Source organism: Leptothoe spongobia TAU-MAC 1115 (assembly GCF_018739885.1).
Classification (GTDB): Bacteria; Cyanobacteriota; Cyanobacteriia; order Phormidesmidales; family Phormidesmidaceae; genus Leptothoe; species Leptothoe spongobia.
In genome coordinates this window covers 1-26,894 of the sequence record NZ_JADOES010000058.1, presented here as the reverse complement: position 1 = coordinate 26,894, position 26,894 = coordinate 1, and the positions used below count along the sequence as shown (strand labels likewise).

Annotated in this window: 25 protein-coding genes; 12 read left to right on the top strand and 13 right to left on the bottom strand. The window is 46.8% G+C overall.

Annotated features, from left to right (window positions below; all coding sequences use genetic code 11):
- Positions 1–4: 4 nt before the first annotated feature.
- From IXB50_RS20370 to IXB50_RS20345, 7 genes are all read right to left on the bottom strand, one after another.
- Positions 5–430, bottom strand: a complete 426-nt coding sequence (locus IXB50_RS20370) for a LysE family translocator (protein ID WP_246564774.1) — start codon at positions 428–430, stop codon at positions 5–7.
- 214 nt (positions 431–644) lie between these two features.
- Positions 645–2,819 (bottom strand): glutamine synthetase III family protein, encoded by a 2,175-nt coding sequence (locus IXB50_RS20365; RefSeq protein ID WP_215610835.1) that lies wholly within the window; start codon positions 2,817–2,819, stop codon positions 645–647.
- 416 nt (positions 2,820–3,235) lie between these two features.
- Positions 3,236–4,360 (bottom strand): homoserine O-acetyltransferase MetX, encoded by a 1,125-nt coding sequence (metX, locus tag IXB50_RS20360; protein ID WP_215610834.1) that lies wholly within the window; start codon positions 4,358–4,360, stop codon positions 3,236–3,238.
- Between the two features lie 4 nt (positions 4,361–4,364).
- Positions 4,365–5,651 carry an O-acetylhomoserine aminocarboxypropyltransferase/cysteine synthase family protein gene (locus tag IXB50_RS20355; protein WP_215610833.1) on the bottom strand — a complete coding sequence of 429 codons (1,287 nt, stop codon included), beginning with the start codon at positions 5,649–5,651 and terminating at the stop codon, positions 4,365–4,367.
- A gap of 240 nt (positions 5,652–5,891) precedes the next feature.
- On the bottom strand, positions 5,892–6,428 hold the full coding sequence (locus IXB50_RS20350) for a dihydrofolate reductase family protein (RefSeq protein WP_215610832.1): 537 nt from the start codon (positions 6,426–6,428) through the stop codon (positions 5,892–5,894).
- Positions 6,407–6,538, bottom strand: coding sequence for a hypothetical protein (locus IXB50_RS22565; RefSeq protein ID WP_281413301.1), 132 nt, complete (start codon positions 6,536–6,538; stop codon positions 6,407–6,409). The genes IXB50_RS20350 and IXB50_RS22565 overlap by 22 nt, the downstream gene beginning before the upstream one ends.
- Positions 6,539–6,598: 60 nt before the next feature.
- Complete coding sequence (locus IXB50_RS20345; protein WP_215610831.1) at positions 6,599–6,934, bottom strand: hypothetical protein; 336 nt, start codon at positions 6,932–6,934, stop codon at positions 6,599–6,601.
- Positions 6,935–7,134: 200 nt separating this feature from the next.
- Here IXB50_RS20345 and IXB50_RS20340 point away from each other — a divergent pair, with 200 nt between their 5' ends.
- Positions 7,135–8,316, top strand: coding sequence for a nitrilase-related carbon-nitrogen hydrolase (locus tag IXB50_RS20340; RefSeq protein WP_215610830.1), 1,182 nt, complete (start codon positions 7,135–7,137; stop codon positions 8,314–8,316).
- Between the two features lie 241 nt (positions 8,317–8,557).
- On the opposite strand, the gene IXB50_RS20335 is transcribed toward IXB50_RS20340, so the two are convergent.
- The gene (locus IXB50_RS20335) at positions 8,558–9,325 is read right to left on the bottom strand and encodes a PPC domain-containing protein (protein ID WP_215610829.1); all 768 of its coding nucleotides are present in this window, start codon (positions 9,323–9,325) and stop codon (positions 8,558–8,560) included.
- Between the two features lie 82 nt (positions 9,326–9,407).
- Between IXB50_RS20335 and IXB50_RS20330 the strand changes: the two genes are divergently transcribed.
- Positions 9,408–9,785, top strand: coding sequence for a hypothetical protein (locus IXB50_RS20330; protein ID WP_216867704.1), 378 nt, complete (start codon positions 9,408–9,410; stop codon positions 9,783–9,785).
- 429 nt (positions 9,786–10,214) lie between these two features.
- The gene (glgB, locus tag IXB50_RS20325; protein WP_215610828.1) at positions 10,215–12,524 is read left to right on the top strand and encodes a 1,4-alpha-glucan branching enzyme; all 2,310 of its coding nucleotides are present in this window, start codon (positions 10,215–10,217) and stop codon (positions 12,522–12,524) included.
- A 56-nt stretch (positions 12,525–12,580) separates the two neighbouring features.
- On the opposite strand, the gene IXB50_RS20320 is transcribed toward glgB, so the two are convergent.
- Positions 12,581–12,766 carry a hypothetical protein gene (locus tag IXB50_RS20320; protein ID WP_215610827.1) on the bottom strand — a complete coding sequence of 62 codons (186 nt, stop codon included), beginning with the start codon at positions 12,764–12,766 and terminating at the stop codon, positions 12,581–12,583.
- Positions 12,767–12,964: 198 nt separating this feature from the next.
- Positions 12,965–14,122, bottom strand: coding sequence for a metallophosphoesterase family protein (locus IXB50_RS20315; protein WP_215610826.1), 1,158 nt, complete (start codon positions 14,120–14,122; stop codon positions 12,965–12,967).
- Positions 14,123–14,298: 176 nt separating this feature from the next.
- Here IXB50_RS20315 and IXB50_RS20310 point away from each other — a divergent pair, with 176 nt between their 5' ends.
- Positions 14,299–14,868: a Uma2 family endonuclease gene (locus IXB50_RS20310; protein WP_215610825.1), complete on the top strand. Its 570-nt coding sequence runs from the start codon at positions 14,299–14,301 to the stop codon at positions 14,866–14,868.
- 55 nt (positions 14,869–14,923) lie between these two features.
- The gene (locus tag IXB50_RS20305) at positions 14,924–16,000 is read left to right on the top strand and encodes a PD-(D/E)XK nuclease family protein (RefSeq protein WP_215610824.1); all 1,077 of its coding nucleotides are present in this window, start codon (positions 14,924–14,926) and stop codon (positions 15,998–16,000) included.
- Positions 16,001–16,048: 48 nt separating this feature from the next.
- Here the strand turns inward: IXB50_RS20305 and IXB50_RS20300 are convergent, their stop codons facing one another.
- On the bottom strand, positions 16,049–16,657 hold the full coding sequence (locus tag IXB50_RS20300) for a hypothetical protein (RefSeq protein WP_215610823.1): 609 nt from the start codon (positions 16,655–16,657) through the stop codon (positions 16,049–16,051).
- Between the two features lie 288 nt (positions 16,658–16,945).
- On the opposite strand from IXB50_RS20300, the gene IXB50_RS20295 reads away from it, so the two are divergent.
- From IXB50_RS20295 to IXB50_RS20265, 7 genes are all read left to right on the top strand, one after another.
- Positions 16,946–17,860 carry a hypothetical protein gene (locus IXB50_RS20295; protein ID WP_215610822.1) on the top strand — a complete coding sequence of 305 codons (915 nt, stop codon included), beginning with the start codon at positions 16,946–16,948 and terminating at the stop codon, positions 17,858–17,860.
- 45 nt (positions 17,861–17,905) lie between these two features.
- Positions 17,906–19,921 carry a P-loop NTPase fold protein gene (locus IXB50_RS20290; protein WP_215610821.1) on the top strand — a complete coding sequence of 672 codons (2,016 nt, stop codon included), beginning with the start codon at positions 17,906–17,908 and terminating at the stop codon, positions 19,919–19,921.
- On the top strand, positions 19,918–22,005 hold the full coding sequence (locus tag IXB50_RS20285; RefSeq protein WP_215610820.1) for a DNA translocase FtsK: 2,088 nt from the start codon (positions 19,918–19,920) through the stop codon (positions 22,003–22,005). The genes IXB50_RS20290 and IXB50_RS20285 overlap by 4 nt, the downstream gene beginning before the upstream one ends.
- Positions 22,006–22,164: 159 nt before the next feature.
- On the top strand, positions 22,165–22,602 hold the full coding sequence (locus tag IXB50_RS20280) for a retroviral-like aspartic protease family protein (protein WP_215610819.1): 438 nt from the start codon (positions 22,165–22,167) through the stop codon (positions 22,600–22,602).
- Between the two features lie 36 nt (positions 22,603–22,638).
- Entirely contained in the window at positions 22,639–23,433 is a 795-nt protein-coding gene (locus IXB50_RS20275) for a DUF4058 family protein (RefSeq protein ID WP_215610818.1), read from the top strand.
- A gap of 90 nt (positions 23,434–23,523) precedes the next feature.
- Positions 23,524–24,132 (top strand): Uma2 family endonuclease, encoded by a 609-nt coding sequence (locus tag IXB50_RS20270; protein WP_215610817.1) that lies wholly within the window; start codon positions 23,524–23,526, stop codon positions 24,130–24,132.
- 170 nt (positions 24,133–24,302) lie between these two features.
- Positions 24,303–25,688, top strand: a complete 1,386-nt coding sequence (locus tag IXB50_RS20265) for an IctB family putative bicarbonate transporter (protein ID WP_215610837.1) — start codon at positions 24,303–24,305, stop codon at positions 25,686–25,688.
- Positions 25,689–25,698: 10 nt separating this feature from the next.
- Here IXB50_RS20265 and IXB50_RS20260 read toward each other — a convergent pair whose 3' ends face one another.
- Both IXB50_RS20260 and IXB50_RS20255 read right to left on the bottom strand, forming a co-directional pair.
- Positions 25,699–26,655 carry a threonine ammonia-lyase gene (locus IXB50_RS20260; protein ID WP_215610816.1) on the bottom strand — a complete coding sequence of 319 codons (957 nt, stop codon included), beginning with the start codon at positions 26,653–26,655 and terminating at the stop codon, positions 25,699–25,701.
- Positions 26,656–26,694: 39 nt separating this feature from the next.
- On the bottom strand, positions 26,695–26,894 hold a 200-nt coding region (locus tag IXB50_RS20255), incomplete at its 5' end, for an SET domain-containing protein (RefSeq protein WP_215610815.1).

The window sequence follows — 26,894 nt, the reverse complement described above, 5'->3', positions numbered from 1 at the left end:
AAGTCTAGTTGCAGAGGTTGAAAAGATATTGGCAGGCTTTGGAGAAGAGTTTGTAATTAATTTTGCATAAGCACTTAGCTTTTGGATCGCTCAGGGTGATCAGCAGACCACAGATAAAATTGGACAGCCAAGAGACGTCCTTAATCCCTTTGATTTCTTGTTGTCTGGGTTTAGCTCGCCACGTCACGATGCCTAGATATATGAGATAGGCACTCCCCAGATACTTCACCAGGAACAATGCATTGGTCTCAGCAATAGTCCATAATCCCAGGATTGCCAGCAGAAGAAAGATAAAATCCCCAGCCACAATCCCCGCAGTCGTAATAGCACCATGGATAAATCCTGATGCAATCGATCTAGCGACAACGGCAAAAACACTGGGACTAGGAATAATGGCTAACACAAACATGGTGCCAAATAACGTGATCATAGTGCTTATTGCCATGGCAGTCTTTAACGTTTAAGGCGCATAAAAAAGAGGCAAGGAGGATACCTTGCCTCAAAAATAAACCACATTTTGACATTGCAGAACAAACTTATACGAAATCCTGGTTGGTAGCATCCAGGATCGTTGGGCTGGCACAAGGCACAGACCCGACGAAACCCCTTTGTTTGAATCGGGGTTAATGATTTCGGATTGGGTACTACTTAATAAACAGCATCTCCTGGTAAGTCGGTAGAGGCCAGAATTCATCAGCGATTTCGCCTTCCAGGACATCAGCATACTCGCGGACTTCATCCATCAACGGACGTAGTGCAGACGCACAGTAGGTCATGTGCTCCCCCGTACTACCAAAGTCATGCTTCCCTAGGGCGTCACCCAACTTTGTCACAGCCCCCACCATAGAGTTAGTCAGGTCCGCCACTTTTTGAGCACTCCCCTTCTCAAGAGAAACACCCAGACTTTCTAAGCTTGAGATAGTGGACGACAGCTTAGACAAATAGCCAACCGCTGCTGGATAGATCTGAGTCTTAGCCATATCCATTACCAGCTTAGACTCTACTTCAATCGAGAGAATATATTGCTCGGCATACACCTCAAAACGGCTTTCCAGTTCAACCGGGGTCAGCACACCTGTCTTTTGGAACAGATCACCAATATATTCTTCTTGCAGAACGGGCAGGGCATCGGCAGTGGTGGGCAAGTTAGCCAAACCCCGCTCCTCAACTGCTATTTTGTGCCATTCCTCAGAGTAACCGTTACCGCCAAAGACAACGTCACCGTGTTGCTCCATCACCTCTTTGAGCACCGTGAGAATAGCGGTGTTGAGTTCTGTATCACCAGAGAGTTCGGTCTCCAGACGATTGCCGATCCAGTCTAGGGAATCAGCCAACATGGTATTCAGAACGATCAGTGGACCTGATACCGATTGACTTGAACCCACTGCTCGAAATTCAAAGCGGTTACCGGTAAAGGCAAAGGGAGAGGTGCGATTGCGATCGCCCGCATCTTTGGTCAAGTATGGCAATACATCCACACCCAAATCCATGACGCCTTTCTTTTTGGATTCGCTAATGGAGCCGGTTTTGATTTGGTTAAAGACTTCTTCTAGCTGGGTGCCCAGGTACACTGACATAATCGCCGGGGGGGCTTCGTTGGCTCCCAGGCGATGGTCGTTGCTGGCAGTTGCGATCGCTGCCCGCATCAACGGACCATACTTATGCACACCCCGAATCACAGCACCACAGAACACCAAAAATTGAGCATTCTCATGGGGTGAGTCACCCGGATCCAGCAGGTTCCCCTGGGTAGAGTTGCTCACCGACCAATTAACGTGCTTACCAGAACCATTGATACCGGCAAAGGGTTTCTCATGGAGCAGGCAGACAAAGCCATGTTTTTTAGCCGTGTGACGCAACACCGTCATAATCATCTGCTGGTGGTCACTAGCCACATTGGCCGCTTCAAAGTAGGGGGCAATCTCGAACTGTCCCGGTGCCACTTCGTTATGACGAGTTTTAGCAGGAATACCTAACTTGTAGAGAGTTTCCTCCACATCTTGCATAAATACCTGCACCCGTTCTGGAATCGCACCAAAGTAATGATCGTCAAACTCCTGTCCTTTGGCCGGAGGCTTACCAAACAGTGTACGACCGGCTAAGAGAAGATCGGGACGCTGACTGGCAAAATTGGCATCAACCAAGAAGTATTCTTGCTCAGCCCCACAGCTGGAGTTGACATGGGCAATCTCAGTATTTCCCAGCAGTGACAAAACCTTATTAGCCGATTTGTCCATCGCTGCAATAGAGCGTAAAAGTGGTACTTTTTTATCCAGGGCTTCCCCAGTCCAGGAGACAAATACGGTGGGGATACACAACGTAGCGCCGTTGTCTGTATCCATAATGTAGGCCGGACTAGTCACATCCCAGGCAGTATAACCTCGGGCTTCGAAGGTGCCACGAATCCCCCCATTGGGAAAGGACGATCCATCCGGCTCACCCTGAACTAATAACTTACCGGAAAATTCTGAAATGACTGTACCGTCACTTTGGAGAGAGATAAAACCATCATGCTTTTCAGCAGTTAGGTTAGTCATAGGATAAAACACGTGGGCATAGTAGAGTGCCCCCTTAGATATGGCCCAATCTCTCATTGCATTGGCAACGGCATCAGCAATGGAGGGATCTAACTTTTCCCCAGTAACAATTGTTTTTTTAATTGATTTAAATATTGCCTTAGGCAAAGTGGCCTTCATTTTTGGCAGATTAAAGACATTCTCTGCCCAAATTTCCTCAAGACTGGCAGCGGTCTTGGGGGGCAACGGCTTCCTATTGACAATTTGGCTAATTGCTTGAACTCGACTTGCATTTCCACTCATATTTTTTTATGGGGGACCAACTGCATGATCCTACTGAACACCCCTTACCGAAATAGATAGCAGATATACCAAACGCGAATTATTTGAGTCCAAAATTTGACCGGCTTGGGAGAATAGTTAAATTAAAATGAATTATTGCTGGTATGACTACCCTTTCGGGCTAAAGCACAGGCAGTAAAAAAAACAGCGTTACTAACATCACGAATGCCTGGCAGCCGTTCTAAAAATTAAAGATTGCAAGATAACCCAACCCTTAACTCCAGGAACAATACACCTGAGGCCCGTAAATTAGTAACGCCCTTGCATAGGAGTGATAAAAATCTATGCTTCATGCTTGACTTAAAGTAGTCTACGCGTGAAATATAGGACTGACTGTACTCAAAACTACAGTTACCAGAAAAGTCTGCTCTAACGAGTCATTGCTCAAGGATAAAGTGAATATACGGTGCATAGAGATCTGGCTCTAATAAAAATGAATCATGGCCTTTGTCAGAGTGCACCGTAATATGCTTCACATTCATCTGGGCTGCCTCTAAGGCCTGGACAATGACCTTCTGTTCTTCTGGATAAAAACAAACATCAGAGTCGACACTAAAAATCAAATACTGCTGATGGCCGCAATCCTTAAATAAATCAGGCTGCTGGGCATTGAGGCTAAACCGTTGCCACATGTCCATAATTCGCAAATAGCTATTGGCATCAAAGCGCTCTGCAAATTTCTTCCCCTGGTAAAACATATAGGATTCAATCGGGTTAGACAGTTCATAGAAATGTCCAATGGGTTGTTTGATGGTGATTTCTTGCCTGGCCCGTTTGGCCATGACAGCCAACGACACAAAGGTCTTATGGGAAATAATCCGAGCTAATAACAAACCATCCTTTGGCGATGGTCCCTCATAATAATCCCCGCCTTGAAACTTTGGATCATTACGAATCGCGAGAATCTGTTCAAAGTTGTGCACGCGGTGCAGCACAGTTGTTTCCAATCCTGTGGCCATCGGTAAGACATTTTTGACCCGATGGGGACAGCGGGTGGCTAATAAAATTGATAGCATGCCCCCTACGGAACCACCAATGACGGCGTGCAAACAATCAATGCCTAGGGAGTCCAACAAACATAGCTGACTGCGAATAACATCCCAAGCACTCACCTGGGGAAACTGACTGCCATAGGATTTGCCTGTTAATGGATTGGTGGAACGAGGCCCTGTCGATCCGTAACATCCCCCCAAGTAATTGATACAAATGACAAAATAGCGATCTGTATCTAATGCCCTGCCTGGCCCAATAAAGGTATCCCACCAACCTAGGACACAGTCATCGGTCCAGAGCGGATCTACACCTGGTATTGAGTTGTTAATACCAGCAGCATGTTGACTGCCGGTGAGGGCATGCAGTACCAGAATGGCATTACTGGCATCGCTGTTGAGGGTGCCATAGGTTTCATAGGCCAGGGTAATCGTGTCAAAAGATTCTCCTGAATCTAAGGGAAAGGGTGCATTGAGGTGAAAAAACTGGGTTTGGATTGGGCCAATACTCATCTGACTACTTAGCAGCCAATGCCTGCTTCAGATCGCCGATAATGTCATCTACATCCTCAATGCCAATGGCCAGACGAATTAGCTCAGGAGCGATGCCTGCACTCTGTAGGTCAGCCTCTGATAGCTGAGAGTGGGTGGTGGATGACGGATGAATGGCTAAACTCTTAGCATCGCCTACATTGGCCAGGTGAGAGAACAACTCAAGCCGTTCAATAAATTTCTTACCGGCGTCGGCTCCCCCTTTAATCCCAAAGACAACCATGGCTCCATAGCCTTTTTTCAGATAGCGTTTGGCGACTGCGTGAGCTTTATCTGTCTCTAAACCGGGATAGCGGACCCATTCCACGTCTGGATGTTGTTGCAGAAACTCGGCAACGGCCATGGCATTTTCGCAGTGGCGCTGCATCCGCAGGTGCAGTGTTTCGATGCCTTGGAGGAAGATCCAGGCATTGTCTGGGGAGATGCAGGCTCCTAGATTCCGCAGAGGTACCAGCCGCATCCGCAGGGTATAGGCGATGGGGGCTAAGGGGCCCAGGTCATGGGCAAATCGGAGGCCGTGATAGCTGGCGTCAGGCTCGCTCATCAGGGGAAACTTACCCGATGCCCAGTCAAATTTGCCGGAGTCCACCATGATGCCACCAATGCCGGTACCATGTCCCCCCATCCATTTGGTTAGGGAATGGACAACGATATCAGCGCCGTGTTCTAGGGGACGAATCAGGTAGGGGGTGGTAAAGGTGCTATCGACAATCAGGGGGATGCCGTTGTCGTGGGCGATAGTTGCGATCGCAGCCAAATCCGACACTTCCAACCCTGGATTACTCACCGTCTCACAGAACACCAGCTTAGTCTGCTCCGTAATCGCCGAACGAAAATTTTCAGGATCACGGGGATCAACCAGGTTCACCTTAATACCAAACTGCGGCAAGATGTCCTTAAACATGGTGTAGGTGCCACCATACAGGGTATTGGCAGAAACAATTTCATCCCCAGCCTGACAAATATTGATAATGCTGTAGAAAATAGCACTGGTTCCAGAGGCCACTGCCAGGGCCGCCGCCCCTCCTTCAATCGCCGCCACCCGCTTTTCTAGAACATCATGGGTGGGGTTCATCAACCGCGTATAAATGTTGCCCAATTCTTTGAGAGCAAACAGATTAGCCGCATGCTCCGTATCCCGAAAGGCATAGGCCGTAGTGCGATAGACGGGCACAGCACGAGCCATTGTAGTCGGATCGGGTGCTTGACCTGCGTGTAGACATTTTGTCCCCAAACCGTATTCTGTGCTCATGAAAAACCCTCTCCGCAATAACAGTCCTGAAATTCTAGCTTAGGTAGAAGGCGAGACATATTGAGTTGTATGGGCATTCTTTACAACTCAATGAGGTTAATCACAAAACATCTCAAACATTTGCAGAACAGTAAGAACCATGCAACAGCCAAGATCATTGCTTTCCAAAGGCAGCTATAGTTGCGATGCTTTTAAGGTTATTAAAGTTTTCCAGGTTGTTCGATAACTTCTGGCTGTCAATTATTCTCTAAGCCGAATATAAGAACTCTTAACCAAGGTATTATTCAATATCTCTGTTTTTTGGTGTCTGAACGGTAGCTTCTCTGTAAGCCTACCGAATAGAGAAATACCATCTCCTAACAATATTGGTACTCGGGTGATAATCAGCTCGTCAATCATGTCTTCTGCCAGGAAGCTTTGAATTGTACGACCACCGTCGATGTATAGATTGTGATATCCACGTTCATCTAAATGATTTACGAGTGTTTTGAGATTGTCACCACCAATAATTTCGACTTTGTCTACTAAATTCTCAGGGACATGTTTTAAGCTATTGCTCAAAACAAAAACCAGCTTTTCGTATGGCCAGGAGCCAAACGTCAGGACTTTTTCAAAACTGTTGCGCCCCATGACAATGGCATCAACACGGCCGATAAACTCAGCATAGCCAAAGTCACTTTGCTCAGGATTGGGGATCTCGTCAAGCCAGTCCACACCGCCATCGGCGGTAGCAATAAACCCATCGAGACTCGTTGCTATATAAACGTAGTTTGCCATTGCCGATAGGTAGGATGAATAACTAATCGTAACAGCGATAGCCCTTGGATTACTGAAAACTCAGCGAAACAAGCCTTGAAGCGGATGTTGCGAAAATTCTGAAGTTTCATCGCGGGTTGAAATAATTGCCCAGCTAGCAGTCTGAGGAACTAGGGGGTATTTGGCTTAGACTAAAAACCGCCAAAAGATTCACTCAGACGAGACACAACAAACGTAGCGAGCATCACTATCCAAAAGACAATACTGACTGATTTACGCAACACAGGCATTCGGCGTAAGCTACGCAGCGTATTGACCAAAATAATCTCGGCTAAAGATAACCACAACACAATCTGATTATTTTGAGAGACATAACGAGATGTCAGCTTAAAGAAATCGATGCCTGTTAACTCAGGATTACTGTAATCTACTGGAAATAAGATTTTGGCAAGCATCCCCTGAGTAACGTGTTGAAAATCGGCTGCCCAGTCAGTCTCTGGAGTAAAGGCAGACTGAAGTAGGAGCATAGCTTTGACATTGATAAAAAAGCTAACTAGCGCTATAACTCCAATCAGTAGAACGGGTCCAAGCGCTAACGTGTTGAGACGATTGTGAGTTGATTTCAAAAGAGCACTCGCATAGCGACTCTTAATGATACGTCCATTACATCAAATGAATGCGCCTCTGGTCGTAAACTTAGATTTTTGGCAATTGGGGTATGCATGCAATGGAAAAGAATTGTAAAGCCTTTTCTCGTCGTACCGTACTTGCGGGGATATCCGCTTTGGGGGTGACGACCGTTAGTCATCAGGCAAGACCGGGAGAAGCTGCTGAGAAAACGAGTGATATTGCTGCTATACAGCCCTCAGACTCTAGTGAGGTCAGCGTACCAACAGACGGAAACTATGCCAAAGTTGACCTCATTAAGCCAGCGATCAGATTAGGTGTAGTACAGTCTCGCATTCGGGGTGTAGACCCTAGCCAGTTAGATAAAACTCGCCAAGACAATTTGGACCATATGCTAGAGCTGATCGACGCTGCTAACAACTGGGGTGGTCCCAAAGATTTACTATTTTTCCATGAGTTTCCCATTACAGGCTACTCCAACCGGTGGAATCGTCAAGATGCGCTTAAAGTGGCGATTGAAATACCGGGTGAAGAGACCGAGGCCATTGGGAAAAAAGCTAATGAATATGGGTGCTACATTGTTTTTGGTTCCTATGTGAGAGATGAGAACTGGCCCAATCACTTATTGTCGATCACGACGATTATGGGTCCCGATGGCACTATCGTTGACAAACATTGGAAAGCTCGCAATATCAAAGGGGTCTTTGGACCAGGGTTTGAACTCTTTACAACGACTATTTACGATGTGCTGGATCAATATGTGGAGATGTACGGCATGGATGCCGTTATTCCAGTAACCCGTACCCCCATTGGCAACATTGCCACCAGTTCTGTCCAGCGAGAGCCAGAGCTTTTCCGAGCGTTTGCCATGAAGGGGGCAGAACTGATTCTACGCACTGCAACGGGAGGCTTTAACCCTGTTGATATCCAGGCCACATCGCTCTACAACGGTGTGTATACAGCTGTGGTTAACAATGCCATTTCCCCTAACAATCCAGGATTTTTTCCAGATAACGGGGGTAGTGGTGGTTCTGCAATCTTTGATCCACGGGGCAGCTTACTCAAAGAAGCCAACTCAGAGCATGAAACCATAGTGACGGTCACAATACCCATAGCCGATTTTCGTTCACGTCATCGGCCACCCATGGTACATATGGACTTATATCGCCCCATTTTTGAGCAGTATGTGAACCGATTTCCACCCAACTTATTCACGGAATATCAGCCTGAAGATACGGCTGATGCCTATCAGTACCTATTCGATAAAGGGGTTTGGGAGTAGGCGGTAGTCAGTATGGGTAATAAACCAGGCATGCCTAAAATTAGGCAAAAAAAATCCCTCGCAGTATCTGTGAGGGATATGTCAAGGTTCATCTACTCATTCACACATTCTTAAAGACCGACATCTATCCGGAAGGTTTTAGTAATTGTGTGAAGCCACGACCAATTTTCAGTAAATCTAACAAAGTTGAAGTGTATTAATGCTAAGCGCTATCAGCTTTAAGCGACTGATTTGAGCGCCATTAATTTACTGGGGCCTGTGGATCTTCGCCAGTACGTACAAACTCAGCCTGCTCCAGGATCAGTGCAGAAAACTCCTGCTCCCCTGCAGCGGCAAACAGTCGAGCCGCCTTTTCATAATTTTCCACAATATCTGCCCGGATTTCTGAGGGCAAATCATTCGGACCACTAAACTCCTCATTCAGGAGTAACGCCTGCTGCCGCAGTAAAGCATCCGCTCTACCCAGGTACGAATTCGGATCATTGGGTTTCAAAACGATGGCCGCTTCGTAGGCCTCTGCTGCTTCGCTATAGTCCTCAGACTGCATCAGCTCTAACGCCCGGTCATACACCTGCTGAAAATCCGTAGCCGGTTTCACCGAAATCCGATAGTTGCCTCCCAACTGGCCATAAAAGGAACCAGCTAGTACCGTATACTCGCCACTTTCCGGTAGCTTCATGACGATCGTGGCCTGAGGAGTGCCATTGTAGTCGTCATTTTGCTCCAAAATTTCCCCGGATGGACTTAGTAACGTGATAAACGTATCAAACTCCTCGCTCACCATTTCAATGATGACGGCTTGTCCAGCTTCACTCGTAAAGGTGTAAGTATCCTGGGTCGGCTTGAATTCAACGCTTTCCTCAAGAATCGTTTGCGCTGCAGCGGGTGTAATGTAGGTCAACAGGGCCAGGGCCGCCCCCCATGCCATGTAGTTTGAACGGTGGGATAATCCACGCAGCAAATCATTTATCTGACAACCGCGTAAACTAAATATGGAAAAGCTAGGCATAGAACTCCTTGGCGCTGCCTACAGCAGCAATCTTTAGTAAGTAATGCACAACTATAACGGACAGTTTTTATCCATAACGAGGGTGCCCTGGCTCAAAGCCCTGGGTGTTGGTATTGGCTGTTTTGGACTGTGGTCAAGCCTCAGTTATCAAGGCTTAGCCCAACCTCAGCCACCCCATCCGCCGATTGGCGATCCTGCGGAAACTCCAGCCGTCAATATAGATCAGATTGTGCTGCCGTCTCCTGAGGATGTGCCAGAAGAAATACTGCGAACTGAAATCATTTTTGATGCCCGTTCCCCATTAGACGGTAGCCCCCTATCCCCTGCCGACTATGCTCAACTGCAGACAGAGCTAGCAGCTCCTCAAACGACGCTCACCCTAAATTCTGAGATTCGCTACATCATTTTCTTACTTCAGGCCCGTCGAGCGTTTAAGCCGGTGATTCCGTTTTTGCCATAGCTCTGGGGAGTCAGAAATAGGCAATGAGACTTTGCTGTGATAAGTATTTTTCGTTAATGAGTAAATCCTTCGAGAAGGGCAAAGTTCATCTTTTAAGATTGCACTACAAATTTGCGAGACCAAACGAAAACGATAAGCTTTGTACAGCAGCGGCAGCCTCTAGATTTGTGCGCAGTTTCTATAAAGAGCTCGTCAAGGAATTTGCTGTAAAGTAATGTAAAGTGGAGGACAACCATTTAGGTTAACGCTCCACAGACCTGGCTATGGAAATAATTCCGGTAAGGAACGTCTGTTAACCTAAGCTTCATAGTCTTTGCATGGGTCAAGGGCTTTGCATTCAAACGCAGGGCTTTGCGATCGCAAAGATGGCGGTTTAGCGCACCACCCTCTTTAAAAGTACGTTTTATATACGGTTAGGTTTAGACTTCTATGGCATTAACAACGGCCCCAGAGCAAATTGACCGGATTGTCGGCAACTACCACCACAATCCCTTTGACGTTCTCGGTCCCCATCGCATTGAGATAGATGGCAAAGACGTTTGGACTGTGCGTGCCTATCTGCCAAAAGCCGACACTGCCTGGGTTGTACTGCCCGATAATCGTCAAGAAGTGCCAATGGTAAACGACCATCATGGCGACTTTTTTGAATGTGTGCTTGATGTCGATGACCTAGCTAGCTACCAGCTACGTTACAAAGCTGATGGTCATGAGTGTGTAGTGTATGACCCCTATGCCTTCAAGTCACCGCTGGTGACCGAGTATGACGCCCATCTATTTGGGGAAGGCAACCACCACCGTATTTATGAAAAGCTAGGTGCACATCCCGCCACCATTGAGGGTGTTGCAGGTGTCTACTTTGCTGTATGGGCACCCAATGCCCGAAATGTATCAATTTTAGGTGATTTCAATAGCTGGGACGGTCGCCAGCATCAGATGAGCATTGGCTGCGGTGGCATCTGGGGGCTGTTTATCCCTGAAGTAAGCGTGGGCGCTGCCTACAAGTACGAAATCAAAAACCACGAAGGTCATATCTACGAAAAGTCTGACCCCTATGGTTTCCAGCAAGAGGTCCGGCCCAAGACCGCCTCGATTGTGACGGATCTCGACAGCTACCAGTGGCAAGACGAATCCTGGATGGAGACCCGTCGCCACCAGGCCCCCATGTCCCAACCCGTATCAGTTTACGAGCTGCATCTAGGTTCCTGGATGCATGAAGCCTCGGACAATCCTGCCCAACAGGCCGATGGGACAGAGGCCCCAGTCGTTGCCGTTGCTGACCTAAAACCCGGTGCTCGCTTCCTCACCTACCGCGAGCTGGCCGATAAGCTGATTCCCTATGTAAAGCAACTGGGCTTTACCCACATTGAGCTGCTACCCGTTGCCGAGCATCCCTTCGATGGTTCCTGGGGTTACCAGGTGACCGGCTACTATGCGGCCACCTCCCGCTACGGTTCCCCTGAGGACCTGATGTACTTTATCGACCAGTGTCACCAGAATGGCATTGGTGTCCTAGTAGACTGGGTACCCGGTCACTTTCCCAAGGATGGCCACGGTCTTGCCTTCTTTGACGGCACTCACCTCTACGAACATGCTGACCCCCGCAAAGGTGAGCACAAGGAATGGGGCACTTTAGTCTTTAACTATGGCCGCAATGAAGTGCGTAACTTCTTAGTGGCCAATGCCCTCTTTTGGTTTGATAAGTATCACATCGATGGCATTCGCGTAGACGCTGTCGCCTCCATGCTTTACCTGGACTACAACCGTAAGCCCGGTGCGTGGGTGGCCAACGAGTACGGCGGTCGTGAAAACATTGAAGCAGCTGACTGTTTACGCCAGGTCAACCATCTGTTGTTTAGCTACTACCCCGGCATTCTCTCCATTGCAGAAGAATCCACCTCCTGGCCAATGGTGTCCTGGCCCACCTATGCAGGCGGTCTAGGCTTTAACCTCAAGTGGAATATGGGTTGGATGCACGACATGCTGGACTATTTCGGCATGGACCCCTGGTTCCGTCAGTTCCACCAGAACAACGTCACCTTTAGCATCTGGTACGCCTTTAGCGAGAACTTTATGCTGGCCCTGTCCCACGATGAAGTGGTCCACGGCAAGAGCAACATGATTGGCAAAATGCCGGGTGACGACTGGCAAAAGATGGCCAACATGCGCTGTCTCTACACCTACATGTTTACCCACCCAGGCAAAAAGACCCTATTTATGGGGATGGAGTTTGCCCAATGGAGTGAGTGGAATGTGTGGGGAGACCTGCAATGGGATCTGCTTCAGCATGAGCCCCACGCTCAGATGAAGACCTTTATGGAGCAGCTCAATGCCACCTATCGCAATGAGCCTGCCCTTTATACCCAGGACTTCGACCAGCAAGGCTTTGAGTGGGTCGACTGTAGCGACAACAACCACAGCGTCGTTGCCTTTATCCGTCGGGCTAAGGACAGCGGTGAGTTTATTGTCACCGTTTGCAACTTCACCCCACAGCCCCACAGTCACTATCGCGTCGGTGTCCCCGCGAAGGGATACTACCGTGAAATCTTTAATAGCGATGCCCGCGAATTTGGCGGCAGCAACATGGGTAATCTGGGCGGCAAATGGTCCGACGACTGGGCTTACCATAACCGTCCCTATTCCTTGGATTTAACTCTGCCTCCCCTGGCAACGGTCGTATTTAAGCTGGATCCAGCCCGCACCTCCTCGGCAGCCCTATCTGGGTTTCAGTTAGGAGGCTAGGTCATCCATTTATAACCCGGTGTAGGGGCGTTCCATGGGATGCCCCTACACCGGGTTTATTGCATGCCCACCGTTTCCCAATCCCTTTTCCTGGGTCCAAATAACTCGGCTGCTTCTTGTTCAGCCGCTTTGAGGGAGGGATGCCATTCACTAAGGACATAGTCGCCGTCAAGTTCTGCGACGAGTAAACAGTATCCATGACCATCGTATTCAATGGTTAAGCGGACAGTTGTTCCAAGCATCAGTGCGGCCGGCTTCCTCGGCACGCCTGGGGGAATCTGCCACGAGCGAATTTGCTTAACCACCATAGAGGGCATGAATTATGAATAATTTGCCTTTAGAGGCAAATTATTGGCACAACTTTCCGTTATACGTGATTTTGCGGCTAATTCCGTATAAATTTAGTCTGCACCCCCTGACAAGAAATACCGGGAAATTACCTAGTTATCACTCCGAACATAGCTCTGCGCCTGTTCTTCAGGCGTTAGGTCGGCTAAGTCAATGTCGTTTCTTAGTACACGTCCAGTGGGGCCAACGATTTGACGCGGTAATGTGCGTGTATCCACCAGCTCCATACGATTCATGTTGTAGGTGGTGTAGACGGTCTCGTCTGTATCAAAGAAGAAGTCTAGTACGGTCATGGTTTGCATGGCAGCATCAGTGCGATCGAGCCAGGTGCGGGGACCGCTGCCCAGGGCTCCCGTGTGTAATAGCTGCAGATCGCCAGCATGGCCAGGGTAGTAAGCGTGGTGGTGACCACTCATGTAGGTATGGACATGGTGGCGCTCTAATAATGCCTGGAGTTGATCAGCATTATTAAGGATTTCGCCGTAGCGATCGCGTCCTTGGGAAATCGCATACAGTGGCAGGTGACCAATGGCAATTCGGAATTTGGCAGCTTGAGCCGCTGCGCTACTCAGCTGTTGCTCTGCCCAAGTTAGCTGGGCATCAGGCACATTCGCCGCTGATGCATCCCAAACCAGATAGAAAATATCGTTCTGCTTAAAGCTGTAATAGTAGGGAAAATCACCAGTGTCAATGTACTGCAGGTCCAAATCATTTTGGTGAGCCTGCCAGTAGCGGCTGGTTACCTCTCGATCGATGGGGTAAATATAGGCCCCATCCTCGTAGGTCTGACTGGACGCATCGTGATTACCAATGGTGAGGGCAAAGGGAATATCTGCTTCGCGGATAGGATTGAGGATCAAGTTGTCAAATCCTTCCCACATGGCTTCTACGTCAGCCGTGTTTAGGGAGATACTCTGACCTGCGACCATGTCGCCCACACAGAGCACAATATCAGGCTCCCACTGCGGCAGGATGGAGACGCCTGTCATCACTTCTTGGCGGTAGTCTACAGACCCATAGCGAGAATTCATGTCACTGATGACTACGGCTCGCACATCACCGCGTTTTGGGGCGAAGAGTTCCTCCGGGCCGATGGCTTTACCGAGGTTGGGGTGACGTTTGGGAGCAGGGGGAGCAGAGGGAGCAGGGGAGACAGAGGGGGAGCTGGTAACGGATTGGGCGATGGGGCGACTGGAACAGGCTCCGATGGCTAGGCTACTGAGCAGGAGAAAGCGACGTCGGTTAAACATGGAAAAGCGGAGAAGGGGTAAGTGCCTATGGGCAAGGTAGCGCAGGGAATGGTCTGCGTAAAGTTTTGTAGATGCTGGAATTAGAGATCCGGTGCGTTACGCTGCGCTAACGGCACCCTATGAGCTGAGTCGTTTACACTAAATTAAACCGAGTCACACCACTGTGAAACATCGCGATGAGAGCGATCAAAATTAAACCAATGCGTTGGACGGTTGAAGATCTCGAAGGTCTTCCTGACAATGGCAATCGCTACGAAATCATTGATGGCGCATTACATATGACCCGCGCGCCCCATGTGGATCATCAGGATGTGGCTGGGGCCATCTACTCCGAGCTGCGGGTTTGGTCTAAACAAAGTGGCCTGGGTCGGGCAGCGTTTGCACCAGGGGTGATTTTTTCATCGACAGATGCGGTGATTCCTGATGTAGTTTGGGCCAGTCATGAAAAAGCTAACCTGTTGTTGGATGAGTCTGGACATTTTACAGGGGCCCCTGAAATTGTTATTGAGGTATTGCCTCAATCTCCAAAAGACAAGGAGCGTGACAAGAAAACTAAGCTCAAGCTTTATTCCAATCAAGGGGTGCTGGAATACTGGATTTTTGAACACCGAGAGCTAAGTCTAGTTGAAGTTTACCGTCGTGAAGCGGGGCAACTGGTTAAGACAATGACACTCAATGGTGCAGATACATTAACTAGCCCGATTTTGCCGGGTTTTAGCTGTAGTGTTGTCGCCCTGTTTGAGTAGTTTTAATAAGATGTACAACTACAGTAAGAAGTAGTGTTATTTTCTAGAAATCCTTATGGGACTTTTTAGTCGACTCCTTAATTTTCAAACAGGGAGCATTCCTCTAGAAGATTTCTTTACAGAGATTGTTGCTTTTTGGTTTGAGTCTAACCCAAATTTTTTACACGCCTGGCTTCAACATGTGCATGCGTTAGATGAAAAAGACATTTACTCCCATGTTGATACTCAAAAAAGTTTTCCTGCACTGGAGCACCACACCAAGGACAGCCGCCCAGACATGGTAATTGAGCTAGTGGGAGATACTTGTCAGGACATTGTATTTTTAGAAAGTAAAATTGGCTCCAGTGAAGGCGGAAATCAACTACAAAGGTACGCCGAAATTTTAGCTAATCTGTCAGGCTATCGGCATAAAACCCTAATCTATATCACTCGTGATTTTGAGCCTAAGGATAAATCTGTTATTTTTCAGGATGTTTCGCAACATCAGATTAAATTTAAACAACTACGCTGGTATCAGTTCTATCAGTTTCTGTCCCTGTATAAAGAAACAACCCTAACCAGAGAGATATGCTCATTTATGGAAGAGAATGAAATGGGACACAGTAGTCAGTTTTCGGATACAGATATTCAGGCTCTGGCTAATTTTCCCCAGGCACTTAAGCTCATGGATGTAACGATGCGGGGTAAAGTAACCCAGCGTTTTGAAGAAGTAACAGGCCAAAAACAGACTCGAAATAATGCTCTAAAGCAATTGTTAGACTATGGAAATTACAATATTGTCGCAGGCATGCCTACAGGGAAATGGTTTTGCTGCTTAGGATTTCTTCTCCAGAGTACGCATATAGCTGCCCCCCTAACCGTTGCTCTCTGGTTAGGTGCGGAGCCTAAGTCGGCTCATAAGTTCGAAATTGTGGCCATGATGCAAGCCGTATGCAGCCAGCGGGGATGGCGGGGGACTGAACTGACCACCTCGCTGCAGGCTAAACCGCGCATTTTTCGAGAGCAGAGTTTGCAGACATTTTTATCTGAGGAGGATCAGATTTCAGCTATACAAGACTTCTTTATGAAAGCACTGGCTGAACTCCAGGAAATTCAAAAACAATATAAGCACTTGCCTTGGAGTGCTTATTAGTTGATGCTTGTGCTTTGAACTGAAAGAATAGCACAAGCAAGCACCCTTTTACTGCACCATGCTTTTTAGGAGCCCTAGTAGCTCGTCTACCTGTGTGACAAAATATTGTTTGGTGTCGATAAAAATGGTTCTTTGCCCGTTTACTAGCTGGAGTTTAAGAAACCGCCACAGGTCTCCTGTGGTAACACAGCCAAAGATTGTTGTCAGTTCATTCTCTTCCTGACGATTAAACAGGTCTGCTGCGATCATCTCTGCCATGCATTGACCTAGCCCAGCATTGATGCGGTCATTTTTGGTTTCTACTAAGGCTAGAACTGGCGCTGAGAGACTGTATTGCGATCGCGATCGACTCACAATATAATCACAGCGTCCGGTCAGCCCCTGCTCCTTATCCACTGTAAACTCAATCCCAGAGAACAAACTAATCTGGCGTTCTAGCAACTCCCGAGCAGCTGATAAAATTGGAGCCACAATAAATTCTGACTTTGCTTTTTCAGTACCAATGGCATCAGCCAAGGGTAAATGAATCTCTAAAAAGTCCGATAACCACTGGGGAGGCACCTGAGATTCGACATCGGTAAACAGAGCCTGATCTTCAATCAGTTCAACCGCAAACGTCTTTTTGATGTCATTGATCGTAAAATCGCTGTAAGCCATCGTCTACAAGCTTTTTCTTTATTTTAGCGAGCCGTCGCTATTTAGGGATGTTCAGATAGGCTATGAAGCTGAGATAGCAAGTATTGTGAATGCTTGGCAATGACTAGTAAGGGTGGGGCTAGATTAGGATCTTATAGCTTTTATAAAGAATCGTTGATGTGTTTGAGCTGCCTTCATAAACTATATGAATAATCAGGGTTAGAGAGTACCAGCATAACTTCTATCTACGGAGTCTTCTGCTCTCAATACCGATTGAAATAACCTATCCCTATTGGAACGACGACTCCTATGGAGCTATCTTCGCTCAAATTAGAATCAATAGAATTAAAATTTTTGTTACGGTTGCTGGAATATGGTCCAGACTACCGGGCCAGTATTAGCAAAATCCAGCCAAATTCTAAAACCCGTGCCAGTGAGCGTAATCAGATTTGCCAAGATCTGTGTAGCAAAGGGCTAGTTGAATATACTGATGAAATCCCCAAATATCAAACCGAGACCGCTGGCAAAGCATTGTTGGAGTCTGAGACCAATATGCTACCCATTACTGATGATGAATTACAACTGGTGAAAAAACTGTTAGACGTTGCAGTTGGTAAATCAGCAACGCCAGGAACAGCTAAGCAAGTCCCAGCAAACGAGCGTCAAAGATTACTCAAACAGCTTGAGGAAAAGGGGCTTATCAGCGTTGTCGGCAAGAAAGTGATCAAAGATGTCTGGCTGACTCAAACAGGTTATCAATACTTGCAAAATGATTGTCATCCAACGAGTTCCTATGCCAGCTTGACATTCTCGATGTTAGGGACCTATTTAACCTTTCTCAGGGAAACTTTAGGTCAAAAAGAAACCTCTGGAACAGTTAACAACATTCCAACCAAGATTAAGGAAGAAGCAGGGCATCAAACTTCTCCCTCAACAATGACTGACACAAATGGTCTGTCGCCAAAATCAGTACTAGACACTATTAGGATGCTTGATCAGCAGTTAGATACGGACAACTTTTTACCGATCTTTCATTTGCGAGAAAAGCTACAGCCCCCTCTAAATCGAGAAGGCCTAGATAAACTCCTATTTACATTGCAAAGCCAGGATTTGATTGAACTTAGTACACTTCAAGACGTATCTAACTACACCGACTCAGAAAGAGATTCTGGTATTGCCCAGCCTGATGGCGGTGCTTGGTTTTATATCAGCGTTAACGACTAAATCCTGTGGAATCATGTACTACATATACAGAGGCGGTAAAAGATAGTGACTTCGCTTCAAAAATTAATTCAACAGAATCTCAATCCTTTCGACCAAAATACTTTTCGCCCAGGTAATTTCTGGCAAGAAAGACCGGATGTAGCGTTGGAAGTTAATGGTATTCACTGGCCAATTCTTCAAACAATTGATCAAATAATTAATCAAATTGGGAAAGACCATGCTACCCGTACATTTTTACTGACTGGAGATAGAGGTGCTGGGAAGAGCTACCTACTGGGACGAATAAAGCGACAGCTCAACGATAAAGCTTTTTTTGCCTACATCGGCCCCTGGCCCGATAGTGATTATCTCTGGCGGCATACATTACGCAATACGGTTGATAGCCTTATTTATGTGCCAGAAGGGCAATCTCAATCACAGATGCTGCTTTGGCTTAAAGGGCTTCCTAGTTTGCATCATCGTAGCTTGGCTAAATGGGTACTAGGGGAACGAGGTCGCTTTATTCAAGATTTACAGGCAAGCTTTCCAGTAGGCATTTATAACGGTAAGGAGTTCTTTGGCGTACTTTATGACTTAGCGACCAACCCTGAGTTACGTACTCTAGCTTACTCTTGGCTCAAAGGCGATAATCTGGATAAAGAAGAACTGAAATTACTACGGGTTAAACAACCAATTGATTCTGAAGACGCAGCTCAAAAGATACTAAACAACATTGGTCGTATTGCTACTTCTACTCAGCCAATCGTTCTCTGTTTTGACAATCTAGATAGCATTCCTAAATTGTTAAATAACAAATTGGATTTACAGAGCCTATTTAACCTAAATTCTACAATTCACAACGAAAAGCTACGCAATTTTTTAGTACTGATTAGTCTTGTTAATGGCACCTGGCGGGAGAATCGTAAAGATATTCAGCCCGCAGATCTGGATCGCATTCAGCAAACCCTGCAACTCAAGTCAATCAATCTGGATCAGGCAGAAGCACTCTGGGCAGCTCGCCTTGAGTCACTTCACTTGAAAGCTCGACCAAAACCATCAAGTGGAATTGCGCCCCTATCCCGTAATTGGCTAGAACATTACTTTCCTGGGAAGAAAACCTTTCCTCGAAAAACGTTAGATTTAGGTCGAAAGCTCATTGACTATTATAAACACCACGGCAAAATGCCGGATTTTAACACTGATGGTGGAACGAATAAACCGGATCCTATTGCTACTTCTGATAACTCAAAAGAAAAAAACCTTGCAAATTTTCAGTTAGCTTGGGACAAAGAATTTCAATCAATTCAAAAGCGAGTGACGCGGATTGGGCAATTCACATCCCCAGAATTAATCTGGCGACTACGCCAGGTTCTAGAAGCCCTAGAATTACCACAGGTAGAAACTCAGTTTTTGCGGGGCAGTAAATATGCATCTTACTCTCTTTCCCATCAGCAGCAGAAAAGCACTACGGGCATTATCTGGAACGAAGATTCTAATATGACAACTTTTTATCATGTGATGAATGCATGTCAAAAGGTAACTAGCAAAAATGCTTGCAAGCAACTTTATCTAATTCGGGCAGCCGGCACAGGCAAGCCAAAAACGAAAGGAAATCAAATCTATTGTCAAGTGTTTAACGGAAAGGCATCCTATGCCCATTTTCGGCCTGATTTACTCTCGGTGCAGTACTTAGAAACCTACCATCAACTCGCCAGTTCTGCTCGTGCTGGCGAACTTGTTCTGGGGGAACAAACGCCGCATCTCAAAGACTTACAATCTGTTGTGCGAGAATCAGAAGTGTTGGGTCAGTGCCCCTTATTGCAACAATTACAGATTGTGGAAGGTGGCGTAGCATCTACATCTCCTAGCCAAGTAGTGGCAGATTATATTGTGAACCTGATGGCGACTCAATCCTTCATTGGGCTGCTCGTTTTAATTGAAACTACACGACAACAGTTTTCTAATGTTCAAGAACAGGAAATTGAGCAAGAAATTCAAAATCTCTGTAATCATAAACGTCTACAGCTGCTTGACCCCCATGCCAGCCGTGAAGCCCAATTAATCTGTTACGTCCCCACATGACTTCTTCTCTTAGTGTTACCAAAATTCGTATCGCCTTTGAGTGCCCCCGTCTACTTTATTTGGGGCATCACTTTGGTGGTATGACGATGTTTTTACCGCCAGAGAAGACCCTCGGTATTGGCAATGCGTTTCATCAGCTTTCTGACCAATTTGTGCGGCAGCTGCATGCTGATTCAGAATTTATAGCATTGTTGGCAGTGGCTCCGGAAAGATTGGACAAGGGCATGATCACACAAAAATTTGAACAACGACTTTACCAAACCATCTTTTTTCCCTATCTCCAGCGGAGTCTTACCGAGAAACCCGATAAAACTCAGGCACTCCATCAACTATGGCAAGGCCTTAAGGGACTTATCCAGCGCTGGGTAGAGCTACTAGTGAGTAATCGTCGCTTCTGTAATACACAAGCAGTGATACAAAAAACTTTTTTGGCTCAAGAACTCAGCGTCAAACATACATTCATCCTGCCTGATAGTAACCAGCAACTGATCCAGGGACGTTTTGATAGTCTTGTATATGACTTTGCTAACCATCGTCTTTGTGTGGTGGAATACAAGACCTATCAGTCGCCTGATCCGTCTGCTCAGCTGGCCCAGGTTGCCCTCTATAGCTATATGTTGCGGGAGAAAATTGGCGTCCCTATTGATTCTGCAGTTTACAGTGTTTTGCCCGATTGGCAAGAGCAGGTCTATCCCTGGACGCAGCTAGAAGATACGGTACATCAGCTGATTCCGCAAAAGCTCATGCATATTCGTGGCTGGCTCGCTTGGAGGCCAGGTCAGGGGGAACCACCTCCAAAAACGCTGCGGTCGGACCTATGTGATATGTGCCCCCAGCATAGCAAGTGTCAAACCTATTTTGAGCCTCAAACAACAGCAACATCAGCTTCTCGCACAAATCCCAACGTAGGACAGTCTCAAGATTTTTCTTCCCAGAAGACTACTAGCAACAATGTCGACAAGTCTGATAACGACCCTAGCAAATCCACAAGGGTTAAGGGATCTAGATCCAGACCTGCCGAGCCATCACCATCATCACCACAGGACTCAGAACAGAAATCAGATGCCATCGCCGCGCACCTGGTGCAAGTTTTGAAGTCCTTTGGCGTTGGTGTTGACTTACAAGGAATTGCCTTAGCCCCTGCCTTTCTGCGGGTCAAGCTCAAGCCCCAGTTAGGGGTGAAAGTGAATTCTATTTTGCGTTTAACTGATGATTTACGAGTACAGCTTGGTCTACAGGCTCCACCAATGATTGCGCCTCAAGCTGGTTATGTCAGCGTTGATTTGCCGCGTCCAGACCGTCAGTCTGCTCTATTTGATCACTATGTTCAACCTCAGTCGCTGACGCCGACCGATCCGGTCAAAATTGCCATTGGTGTGGACTTGGAAGGGAATTTATTGGAAGCCGATTTATCAGATCCCAATACCTGTCATTTTTTGGTCGGTGGAACTACTGGTAGTGGTAAAAGTGAATTTTTGAGATCGCTCCTCCTCAGTCTACTAAAACGCCACTCCCCGGATCACCTACAAATTGCCCTGGTGGATCCCAAACGCGTCACATTTCCTGAGTTCGAAGGTAATCGCTGGTTGTTACAGCCCATTGTGAAGGATACCGAAGGCGCGATCTCTCTGATGGACGCTTTGATGAATGAGATGGATCGCCGCTACCAACGGTTTGAACAGAGTCGCTGTACCGACCTGACCCGTTACAACCAGCAGGCAAGCAGCCCAATTTCTCGAATAGTTTGCATTTTTGATGAATATGCAGACTTTATGGCAGAAAAAGAAAGCCGTACAGCCATCGAGCAGAGCATCAAACGGCTGGGAGCCATGGCCCGTGCTGCTGGCATTCATCTGATCATTGCCACCCAGCGCCCCGATGCCCAGGTAGTCACCCCCCTAATTCGTTCCAATTTACCTGGACGAGTCGCCCTGAGAACGGCTAGTGATGCTGACTCAGCCATTATCTTAGGCGGTAAGCAAGGAGATGCTGTCAACCTATTGGGTAAGGGCGATCTGCTGTATTTGAGAGGCGCACAATTACTAAGACTACAAAGTTTGTTTGCACCAGAGATAACGCTGTAGTTTAATTAACGGCATTCCGCTTTTCGTTCGTTTACCTCATTAAGATCCTCTAACGTAAATCGATACCTATTCAGGCTATCCACCTAAATGAATAGTCTATAAGGAAACTTTTAGTGCTATTTGCCATAATTGATATAGGCTAGCCTGGAGGATTGCTTTATGACCACTGCTGCCAATATGGGTAAAGTCCTAACTACACTAACGATTACTAACCGTATCGATGAAGCAAAGGCTAAACAAGGATTAATTCCGACAGACCAGATTCGCACCGTTACCTTACAGGATGTTCTAGTTGATACTGGAGCAACAACCTTGTGTTTGCCTCAGGACACTATTGCAAAACTTGGTCTGGAGTTGTTAAAAGAAGTAACCGTTACCACCGCAACGGGATTAAGTTCAGCACGAATTTTTCAAGATGCCAAGATTGACCTATGTGGACGACAGGGAACATTCGAATGTTTGGAGTTACCGGGAGGACGTGATCCATTGATTGGGGTTATTCCCCTAGAAGCCCTTGGTCTAGAGTTGGATTTACAAAAACAAACGCTGAAAGTATTGCCATCAGAATCCTGGGACACCTACTTGACAATTCTATAACCATGGCTTTTGAACCCAATATAAAGGAGTAACCCAGTGGCATCTCCATTTCCTGGGATGGATCCCTATTTAGAACATCCAGAAATATGGCCAGGGCTACATTTGCTCTTAATTGCAGCTTTAGCAGAGTCATTAGCACCGCAACTACGGCCAAAATACTCAGTTTCCGTTGAAGTTCGGATGTATGAAACAACGGGAGAGCAGTCACTATTAGTCGGCATCCCTGATGTTGCGATCCAGAAATCTCAGAAGCAGCAAAATAACCAACCGGTTAACGTGGCTGTGGCCTCGCCTACCTCTCAACCAGTTTTGGTTCAGGTTCCTATGCCAATCACAGTGCGGCAAGGCTATTTGGAAGTCCGCGAAGTGTCTACTAAAGAGGTGGTCACTGCTATTGAATTGTTATCGCCCATCAATAAACGTTCGGGGCGAGGTCGGCAGACTTACGTAACCCAACGGGAGCGGGTGCTTAGTAGCTCGACTAATTTGGTAGAAATTGATTTATTGCGAGCCCATGAACCGATGCCTGTTTTTGGCGATGATTTACCCAGTCACTATCGGATTTTAGTCAGTCGCAGTCAGATAAGACCCCAGGCAGAACTCTATAAATTCAACGTAACGGATCCGTTGCCAGCTTTTAGGTTGCCATTGAGACCTGATGATCAGGCCCCTACAATAAACCTACAAAAGCTATTAGATGAAATTTATGATCGCTCAGGGTACGACTTAAAACTTGACTATCAGCAAGAACCTGTGCCCGAGTTAAGTGATGCTGAGGCAACTTGGTTGGATCAGTTACTTAGCGAAAAAGGACTACGTCCTATAGCTTGAACGCATAGCTTATTGGTCTCAGTTAAGTTGAAATAGTGACTTTGCTATACTTCAGCTAAACCTACTGAGGTAATAGGCCTGACGTTAACTGTGACTTACACACCTGTACGATATAAGACCTACTTACAGTATCTGGATGCTGACCTTAGTCCGGATGGTAATTTGCGCTTGCTTAGTAATGGAGAGGTCATTGAATTGCCACCGGAAGATGCAGAAAATGACTTTATTGCTGATGAATTGGCTGAATTCCTAAAGAAATTTGTAAACAATAGACGGCTTGTTAGGAGTTCTTCCACTGAAATACAGGTTCATCCGATTGGAGATAATAGAGTAAATCGCAAACCGGATGTGATTGTATTGCAACCTGAGCATCTCGATCTAATGACAGACCTTAAGAAAAATGCCATTCTCTTCGATATGCCCGCACCAAGGTTCGTTGCTGAAGTTGTCAGCCCAGGTAGTGAAAGTAGTGCAAACTATCGTCGTGATTATGAATGGAAGCGGCAACAGTACGAATGGTGGCAAGTTCTGGAGTATTGGATTATTGATCGCCATAGGCAGCAGATTGTTGTTTGTACTCTCATAAATGATGTTTACGAAGAGAATTGCTATCGCAATTCTGACATTATTCAATCATGGGTATTCCCAACTTTAAAGCTGGTAACAGACAAATTGCTAACGGGTGAACTCTTCTTGTAAAAACCCGAGCACAATCTTCAGGTTCCGTCTTGAGAGAATGCCCCTAACCCGCTACTATACAGGCGCATGGACTATGTCCAAGTCGAACCTAGTCGTTTTCTTTGCAGAAAACCTACAGTCTGGATGTGGACAAGGTTTACATAGTCAGCCACCTCGGGATAATTGCCTCAATGATTGACTCAGTGCTGCGTACCCTTACCTTTGGTCAGTTTTCGCTACACCAGTGGCGACAGGTAAGTTTTATCCATCGGTTGCTATCGCCCCTACGTCAATGGCGACAGGGCAGTAGCCTATTGGCAACCTATGGTGATCTGATTGCAGCTGCCTTTATGGCAATTTTGCTGGTGGTGTCCCCCTACACCTCTACTACCCTGATCGGTATTTTACTGATGGCCTGTGCGGCGCTGTGGTTCCTGCTCACAGTGAGTGATGAAGCCAATGGCTGGTTGACGCCGATCCATCTCGGGGTGACGCTTTTCTGGGCGACGATGGTAGTGGCCACGGCCCTGTCACCTGTCAAGGCAGAAGCGATTTCAGGGTTGGTTAAACTGACCTTGAACCTGTTGCTATTTATGTTGATGGCCCGGATACTGCGACAGCCAAAACTACGTACAGGCGTCGCATCGGTCTATGTGTTGGCTACATTACCCGTGGCTGTCTATGGTATGCGCCAGTACTTTTTTGGTGCTGAGGCATTAGCCACCTGGGTTGATCCGACATCAAACCTATCAGGAGCCACACGGGTCTATAGCTATCTAAAAAATCCAAACCTGCTGGCGGCCTATCTACTGCCTGCTGTGGCCTTAAGTGTCAGTGCCTTTTTTGTCTGGCCTCGCTGGTTACCCAAGGCGCTGGCGGCTGTTGCCTTTTTTATAAATCTTGCCTGTTTGGTGTTGAGCTATAGCCGAGGCGGCTGGATGGGACTGTTAGGTCTCTTCTTTGTGTTGGCGGTGTTGTTGATGTACTGGTGGAGTGAATTATTTCCACCGTTTTGGAAGCGGTGGGCCTTGCCCACCCTACTGGGCTCTATGGCTGGTCTGGTGCTGTTTGCTGTACTGTTTGTGGGACCGGTACGAGAGCGGGTAATGACGATGTTTGCCGGGCGCGAAGATAGTAGTAACAACTTTCGCATTAATGTGTGGGAAGGGGCGATCGAAATGATTAAAGCGCGTCCTGTTATTGGCATCGGTCCTGGCAATGACGCGTTTAATCGGATCTATCCGTTGTATCAACGTCCTAATTACACGGCGTTGAGTGCCTATTCAATTTTTCTAGAAACCCTGGTTGAGGGGGGCATTATTGGTTTTACTGCTTTTTTGTGGATGCTGGGAACCACGTTTTATCAGGGGTTAAATCAACTGCGTCGTCTGCGGATGAATATGGATGTGCAGGGGTATTGGTTGATTGGCGCGATCGCAACCTGCTTTGGCATGCTGGTCCATGGTCTTGTCGATACGGTTTGGTATCGCCCCCAGGTCAGTACACTCTGGTGGATGTGCATGGCCATCATCACTAGTTTCTATGTCCCTCGCCAACAAAACTACAGCGAAGAATAGTATTTTTGTCTTAAATTTGGTCAGCCCCTAGTTTTCTAGTAATTTCTTGATGTTTTGTCATGTCTATATTGCCCCCTGTAATTAACACACCCGTAGGCTTATCAGCAGTAGAAATCTTACCTGCTAACACGGCTGCTAGCCCTACTGCTGCGCTACCTTCTATAACTTCTCCTAACTGATGATATGCGCAAGAAATCGCTGTTTCTACTTCAGAATCAGTCACAAGGATGACTTGATCACACAGTTGACAAAACCAATCAATTGTAATCGCACTAGATTCTAAAGCACCTGCCAACCCCTCCATAATAGTGGGATGCTGTTCGATACCATCCATATGACCATGATAAAACTGGTGATGAAGGTAAGGAGATGCTTCAGCTTGTATCCCGACAATCTCAATGTCAGGGCGAATGGACCGAGCCGCTAGTGCAATCCCCACCAGCAATGCTCCAGCCCCAACTGGAATCAATAACCTTGATAGTTGAGGAGTTTGTGCTAGCCATTCCAACCCGATGGTACCGGCACCAGCAATGCCATTCCAATCATTATAAGGCGATACATAGGTTGCCGATGTTTCTGCAACAACAGATTGCGCCCTTACTTCTGTATCTTGATAAACCCCAGGAACACGTTCAACCTGCGCTCCCATATCATTTATAGCCGTCACCTTAACGTCTGAGGCATACCAAGGTACAAAAATATGAGCTGTTACTCCAATTAATTGAGCGGCATACGCCAAACTCTTACCATGGTTGCCTGAAGACGCTGCTACTAATCCAGATTTTAATTCTTCTGGGGAGAGGGTCAGGATTTTGTTAAGTGCACCCCGTAACTTAAACGAGCCTGTATTTTGCTGATTCTCCCATTTGAAATACACATCGAGCGGCTGATGGTAACTAACAGGCGTTTTTTGTATATAGGAACCAAAGCGAGCCTGAGCTGCCTCAAAGTCTTGAAGCTTTAACATTCCCGATCTTTTCTCCTACTAGCTGGTTCCATATACAAATTAGACAAAGTTGTCAGCATCAGGATATTCATCAATATTGGTATAAAATACCGTGACTTCTTCCCCTTGCTTAATATCCTTTTTGGTAATTAAATGCGACCACAAACCCACTTCATTTTCAACCCAGTCCACATAGGAATTGGGCTCCTCTGTATGATTACAAAAAGAGGCTAACCCAAAAACGAAATATCCTTTTACCT